Source organism: Methanocrinis sp. (assembly GCF_049974945.1).
GTDB lineage: Archaea > Halobacteriota > Methanosarcinia > Methanotrichales > Methanotrichaceae > Methanocrinis.
This window is the reverse complement of sequence record NZ_JBNGCU010000102.1, coordinates 1-5481: the sequence shown is the minus strand read 5'-3', so window position 1 is coordinate 5481 and position 5481 is coordinate 1. Positions and strand designations below refer to the sequence as shown.

The following is a 5481-nucleotide window of genomic DNA, read 5'->3' as shown; positions in this document are numbered from 1 at the left end:
TACTCGGGAAAGCACCTCTGTGCCCGCCACTTCGAGGAGGACGTTCACCGGAAGGTGAAGGAGGTCCTCAGAAGATACAGGATCTTCGGCAAACCCTGCAGGATAGCTGTAGCCGTCTCCGGCGGCAAGGACAGCACCGCCCTCCTATCGATCCTTCACACCCTCTTCTCCAGCCGGGAGGACGTGGAGCTTCTGGCCATATCCATCGACGAGGGGATCGAGGGGTACAGGCCGAAGACTCTGGCGGCTGCGGCCGCGATCGCCAAAGATCTCGGAGTCGAGCACGTCGTCGAGAGGCTCGGCGAGAACTTCGGCGTCACCACAGACCTCATGGCCTCCCAGGGCCACCCCCAGGGCCCCTGCAGCTTCTGCGGCGTCCTCCGCAAGGGCCTCCTCAACAGGACGGCCCGGAACCTCGGCGCTGACGCCGTCGCCACGGGCCACAACCTCGACGACGAGGCCCAGACGGTGATGCTCAACTACCTGAAAGGGGACGTCGACCGGCTCTATCGGCTCAGGCCGAAGAGGGCTCTCCAGGGGATGGTCCCCAGGATCAAGCCGCTCTCCCGCGTTCCGGAGAAGGAGATGGGCATCTACGCCATAACCCACGGAATTCCCATCGATACCTCGGCCTGCCCCTATATATCCAGGGCCATGAGACAGGAGGTGAAGGACCTCCTGAACGAGATCGAGGCGGAGCACCCGGGAACCAAGTACTCGATCATGAGGGGTTTTGACAAAATCCTCGCCCTCCAGCCCCCGGGCTCTTACGAGGTAGTTTTTTGCACCCGATGCGGAGAGCCGTCCAGCGACGGTATCTGCGCAAGCTGCAGGCTCCTGGACCAGGTCCGGGCGGAGCAAAGTCTTTAAATGTTTAAGGCGGAGGAGGAGACGGGCCTCGGTGGCTCAGCTGGCTAGAGCGAGTGACTTGTAATCACTAGGTCGCGTGTTCGAATCACGCCCGGGGCTTAAATCCAAAAGTTCATACATTCCGGGGGCAGAAATTGGGTCTCGCCATCTTCTCTTTGCTCTTCTTGGCCGCGGCTACGGCGTCGGCCGCCGTCGACCCTCTGGCCGCAAACCTCACCGGCGGCGTAGATGAGCTGCAGCTCCTCCTCGCCGGAGAGGAGATGGGGTTTGTGAATCGATCGGCGGAGGAGGGGATATTCAACCAGAGCCGATACCCAGCCACAGCGAGCCCACCCTTCTACCATCTGATGAGAAACGAGAGCATCTTTCGCGATTTCGAGAACCTCACCGGCACTGCAGACCCTGTGCCCCTCGACTTCAACGCCACGATGAACGGGTCATTCTTCGAGATGATGATAGAAGAGTGGTGGTGAGGAAGGAAAACTATAATCCCTAACAGATCGGAAGGGGATGATCTATGATGGACTTCGCCAAGGATATCTTAGAGGTGCTGGAGGAGAACGCCAGGGCCACCCCGGAGGAGATCGCCACCCTGCTGGGGCGCTCAGAGGAGGAGGTCGCAGCAGAGATCAGGAGCCTGGAGGAGGCGGGGGTCATAAGGAAGTACATGACCATGATCAACTGGGAGAAGATCGATGACGGTTACGTCTACGCCATAGTCGAGCTGAAGGTCTCCCTCTCGAGGGACAAGGGCTACGACGCCATCGCCGAGAGGATAGCCCGGTTCTCAGAGGTCCAGTCTGTGAGGCTGATATCCGGCGACCACGACATATCCTTCACCGTCCGGGGAAGGTCGATGAAGGACGTCGCCTTCTTCGTCACCGAGAAGATCTCGACCCTCGAGGGGGTCGAGTCTACCTGCACCCATTTCGTCCTCAAAAGCTACAAGGAGCACGGGGTCATCCTCTACGACAGGGCCCAGCCGAAGAGACTGGTGGTCACTGCATGAATAGAAGCGAGATCGGGTCGAGCAGCAAAAAGCTCGCCATGGAGAAGCCTGCCATCTGGCGCCCCGAGACCCACCTCTCGACTACGGTCAAGGAGATGCCCCCTTCGGGGATCAGGAAGTTCTTCGACATCGTGGTGGGGATGGAGGGTGTGATCAGCCTCGGGGTGGGGGAGCCAGACTTTGCGACCCCCTGGCATATCAGGGAGGCGTGCATCTACTCCCTGGAGGGGGGCCACACCTCCTACACCTCGAACAAGGGCCTTCCCGAGCTGAGGGAGATTCTGGCGGAGTCTGCGGCGGAGGACCTGGGCCTCGACTACGATCCCGATGAGGAGATCCTGATCACCACCGGCGTCTCCGAGGCCGTCGACCTGGCCTTTCGGGCGACTCTAAACCCAGGAGACGAGGTGATCGTGCCCCAGCCCTGCTACGTCGCCTACGTCCCCGACGTCCTCCTCGCCGGTGGCGTCCCAAGGCCGGTGGCGACGAGGCTCTCCGAGGAGTTCAAGCTCCGGCCCGAGGACTTCAAAGATGCCATCAACGAGAGGACTAAGGCCCTGGTCTTGAGCTACCCGAACAACCCCACCGGAGCGGTCATGACCCGGGAGGACCTGGAGGAGATCGCAGATCTGGTGGTCGAGAACGACCTTCTGGTCGTCTCCGACGAGGTCTACGACAAGCTCACCTACGACGGAAGACACGCCAGCTTCGCCCAGCTGGAGGGGATGAGAGGGAGGACCGTCCTCCTGAACGGATTGTCCAAGTGCTGCGCCATGACCGGCTGGAGGGTGGGCTACGCCCTCGGCGACCCCTCGATCGTGGGGGCGATGACCAAGGTTCACCAGTACACCATGCTCTGCGCCCCCACCATGGCCCAGGTGGCGGCGGTGGAGGCTCTCCGCCGGGGCGAGGCGGAGGTGAAGGCGATGAAGCGGGAGTACGATCGGAGAAGGAGGCTCTTCGTCTCGGAGCTGGAGAGGCTGGGCCTTCCCTGCTTTGAGCCGAAGGGGGCCTTCTACGCCTTCCCCTCCATCGAGGGTACGGGCCTCTCCTCCGAGGAGTTTGCAGAGCAGCTCTTAAAAGAGCAGAAGGTGGCCGCGGTCCCCGGAAACGCCTTCGGCGAGAGCGGCGAGGGGTTCATTCGCTGCTCGTACGCCACCTCGAGAGAGGAGATCCTGGAGGCGGTCGACAGGATCGAACGGTTCCTGGCGGACCTCATAACATAACAGGACAAAAGGGTTTAATACCTTCTTTTCGTCTCCGGCCAGGATGCTAAAGTCCCGTCTGGTGGACGGAAAGAAGGTGGACCGATCCCTGGCGGGCCTCGGCCGCCTCGGCCTCTCTCCCAACGCCTGGACCGCCCTCGCCCTGGCGGTCGCCTTGGGAGGGTTTCTCGCCCTGGTGGGCAACAGGCTCCTCCTCGGCTTTCTCTTATTTCTGCTCTCAGGGTTCCTGGACATGGTGGACGGGGCGGTGGCCAGGGCGACCGGGAGAGCCTCCGCGGCGGGGGCCTTCCTCGACGGGGTCCTCGACAGGTACGTAGAGGTCCTCCTCATCCTGGGCCTCCTCTTTTACCTCGGCCCCGAGACGAGCTTCTTCATCCCCATCGGCGCCTGGATTGCGATCCTCATCTTCGGGGCCGTGATGACCTCCTTCGTACGGGCCTACGCCGACCACCGGGGCCTGGTCGAGGACCAGAAGGTATTGGCCAAAGAGATGGGAGGGCTCCTGGAGAGGGCCGAGAGGCTGATCCTCATCTACGCCGGGATGATCGGCGCCCTCCTATTCGGTGACGACTGGCTTTTGGGCGCCATCGTCCTCGCCGCGGTCCTCTCGAACCTGACCGCGGTCCAGAGGATATTTCTCGCGATGAGATACGGCAGACGGCTGACGCCGGACGAATAAAAAAAACCGTTGATGGCGGGAGAGCGGGCCCGAACGCCGCTCAACGCCCGGACCCAGTTCTGTCGAAATGGGCACAGCTGTGGCACGGACTTCGTGCTGCAGTGGAGGTCAGGATCTCGCCGCCTAGTGCGGCATCACATACTAGACTCATATTTAGTAATAAGCTTTTCGGTTTAATTGCTACATAAGTCGGGCTCTGACTTGGAAGGTGGGGGATCATATATCATTCCCGTGAACAGACCAAAAGATGTCCGCTTCACCGACTAATTCTGCCCCCGAGATCTGCGCCTTCTGCAAGGGCAGAGGCGAATCTGATGGACGGCGCTGCCCTGCTTGCGGCGGCAAAGGAGAGGTGATGGTGGCCTTCCCTGCGAAAAGGTGCGCCCTCTGCAACGGGGCAGGAAGGCTCTGTATCAGGGGTTGCCCCGCCTGCAACGGGACAGGATGGATGAGAGTTCTGAAAGGCTGAGGTCATCCTGACGATGGGCCTTCGACCCTCTCCAGGTAGAGCTGGCCCGTGGGCGTGGACCTGTAGCCTCCAGTGACGGGCTCGATCACCAGACCCTTCTCCAGCATCGCCAGGTGGAAGGCCGCCTGTCTCTCAGGGATGCCGAACTCCTCGGCGACCTCCTCCGCCGATCGGACCCTCTCGCCGATGAACTTCAAGATATCTCTCCTGATCCTGAGCTGGAGTACCTCCAGGGCGAACCTGTGCTCCTCGGACGACTCCCACCACCTCGGCACCTCTCCGCCGCCTTCGGCAGGAGAAATCCCTGGTTCTGGCCCCGATTCGGAGATCTCGTTCATCCTCCGGACCTTTCTACCCTGAAACATCTTAAGACCTTTGTCTGACCAGGCTGAAAGCTCATCTACGAACGAGAGAAGGTCGTCGGAAAAAGGAGGCGGGAGGCAATTTTGAAATATGTTGAGATTCTAATGCGGCTCGGAGCATGAAGGATAGACATCCAAAGGAACTGAGCCCTTCGATCTCGATCCGAACCGACCTTTGCCCCGGCGACATCGGGATGGTGGTCCACCTCCACGGCGTCGTCTATGCCGAAGAGCAGGGGTGGGACACCTCCTTTGACGCCTATGTTGCGGGGCCCATAGCCGAGTTCGTCAAGTCTCGATCGGATAGGGACAGGATCTGGATCGTAGAGATGGTGGCTGGCGAAGTTGGTAGGAGGAGGGCAGCACGGATCGTCGGGTCTGCTGCCATAGTGAGGGTATCCGACGCCGAGGCTCAGCTCCGGTGGCTCCTTCTGGCCCCGGAGGTGAGGGGGCTCGGCCTGGGGAGGAGGCTCGTCGAGGAGGCGCTGGCCTTCTCCCGATCCGCCGGGTACAAAGCGATCTTCCTCTGGACGGTCCGGGGGCTTTTGGCCGCGACGAGCCTCTATGAATCCCTGGGCTTTGAGGAGACGGAGGAGAATACCTCCGAGATCTGGGGGAGGACCGTCACCGAGGTGAGGTACGCGCTTCGGCTTTGAGAGGCCTCACCACAGATCCGGCAGAAGAAGCGCGTGACTACTCCCCGCCCAGAAGGGCGAGGCTTCTAGCTTTTGGCAGAGACTGTAGCCCCAGTCTCAGAATGTTTATCGCCGCGTTCTCGTCACGGTCCATGACCAGCCCGCATTGAGGACATTCATGGACCCGATCCGATAGCGATTTTGGAACTTTAAGACCGCACCTGGAACATA

At 61.0% G+C, this 5481-nt stretch carries 9 protein-coding genes and 1 tRNA gene; 8 read left to right on the top strand and 2 right to left on the bottom strand.

Annotated features, from left to right (window positions below):
- From ACP5EL_RS08890 to ACP5EL_RS08860, 7 genes are all read left to right on the top strand, one after another.
- On the top strand, positions 1-870 hold an 870-nt coding region (locus ACP5EL_RS08890; protein ID WP_428402154.1), incomplete at its 5' end, for a TIGR00269 family protein.
- A 25-nt stretch (positions 871-895) separates the two neighbouring features.
- Positions 896-969 (top strand) — tRNA-Thr (locus ACP5EL_RS08885).
- A gap of 56 nt (positions 970-1025) precedes the next feature.
- Complete coding sequence (locus tag ACP5EL_RS08880) at positions 1026-1343, top strand: hypothetical protein (RefSeq protein WP_428402153.1); 318 nt, start codon at positions 1026-1028, stop codon at positions 1341-1343.
- Between the two features lie 44 nt (positions 1344-1387).
- Entirely contained in the window at positions 1388-1879 is a 492-nt protein-coding gene (locus tag ACP5EL_RS08875; protein ID WP_428402152.1) for an Lrp/AsnC family transcriptional regulator, read from the top strand.
- Positions 1876-3105, top strand: coding sequence for an aminotransferase class I/II-fold pyridoxal phosphate-dependent enzyme (locus tag ACP5EL_RS08870; RefSeq protein WP_428402151.1), 1230 nt, complete (start codon positions 1876-1878; stop codon positions 3103-3105). Before ACP5EL_RS08875 ends, ACP5EL_RS08870 begins: the two co-directional genes overlap by 4 nt.
- Positions 3106-3148: 43 nt before the next feature.
- On the top strand, positions 3149-3784 hold the full coding sequence (locus ACP5EL_RS08865) for a CDP-alcohol phosphatidyltransferase family protein (RefSeq protein ID WP_428402150.1): 636 nt from the start codon (positions 3149-3151) through the stop codon (positions 3782-3784).
- 247 nt (positions 3785-4031) lie between these two features.
- The gene (locus ACP5EL_RS08860; RefSeq protein WP_428402149.1) at positions 4032-4253 is read left to right on the top strand and encodes a transcriptional regulator; all 222 of its coding nucleotides are present in this window, start codon (positions 4032-4034) and stop codon (positions 4251-4253) included.
- Between the two features lie 2 nt (positions 4254-4255).
- Here ACP5EL_RS08860 and ACP5EL_RS08855 read toward each other — a convergent pair whose 3' ends face one another.
- A complete protein-coding gene (locus ACP5EL_RS08855; protein ID WP_428402148.1) occupies positions 4256-4618 on the bottom strand; it encodes a winged helix-turn-helix domain-containing protein in 363 nt (120 codons plus the stop codon).
- A 116-nt stretch (positions 4619-4734) separates the two neighbouring features.
- Between ACP5EL_RS08855 and ACP5EL_RS08850 the strand changes: the two genes are divergently transcribed.
- Positions 4735-5271 carry a GNAT family N-acetyltransferase gene (locus tag ACP5EL_RS08850; protein WP_428402147.1) on the top strand — a complete coding sequence of 179 codons (537 nt, stop codon included), beginning with the start codon at positions 4735-4737 and terminating at the stop codon, positions 5269-5271.
- A gap of 37 nt (positions 5272-5308) precedes the next feature.
- Here ACP5EL_RS08850 and ACP5EL_RS08845 read toward each other — a convergent pair.
- The coding region (locus tag ACP5EL_RS08845) for a zinc ribbon domain-containing protein (protein WP_428402155.1) at positions 5309-5481 on the bottom strand (173 nt) is incomplete at its 5' end.

What these genes read in the sequence shown, in the direction of transcription:
- ACP5EL_RS08875 (WP_428402152.1), top strand. Translation starts at nt 1,388, where the DNA reads ATGATGGACTTCGCCAAGGATATCTTAGAGGTGCTGGAGGAGAACGCC.
- ACP5EL_RS08870 (WP_428402151.1), top strand. Translation starts at nt 1,876, where the DNA reads ATGAATAGAAGCGAGATCGGGTCGAGCAGCAAAAAGCTCGCCATGGAG.
- ACP5EL_RS08865 (WP_428402150.1), top strand. Translation starts at nt 3,149, where the DNA reads ATGCTAAAGTCCCGTCTGGTGGACGGAAAGAAGGTGGACCGATCCCTG.
- ACP5EL_RS08860 (WP_428402149.1), top strand. Translation starts at nt 4,032, where the DNA reads ATGTCCGCTTCACCGACTAATTCTGCCCCCGAGATCTGCGCCTTCTGC.
- ACP5EL_RS08855 (WP_428402148.1), bottom strand. Translation starts at nt 4,618, where the DNA reads ATGTTTCAGGGTAGAAAGGTCCGGAGGATGAACGAGATCTCCGAATCG.
- ACP5EL_RS08850 (WP_428402147.1), top strand. Translation starts at nt 4,735, where the DNA reads ATGAAGGATAGACATCCAAAGGAACTGAGCCCTTCGATCTCGATCCGA.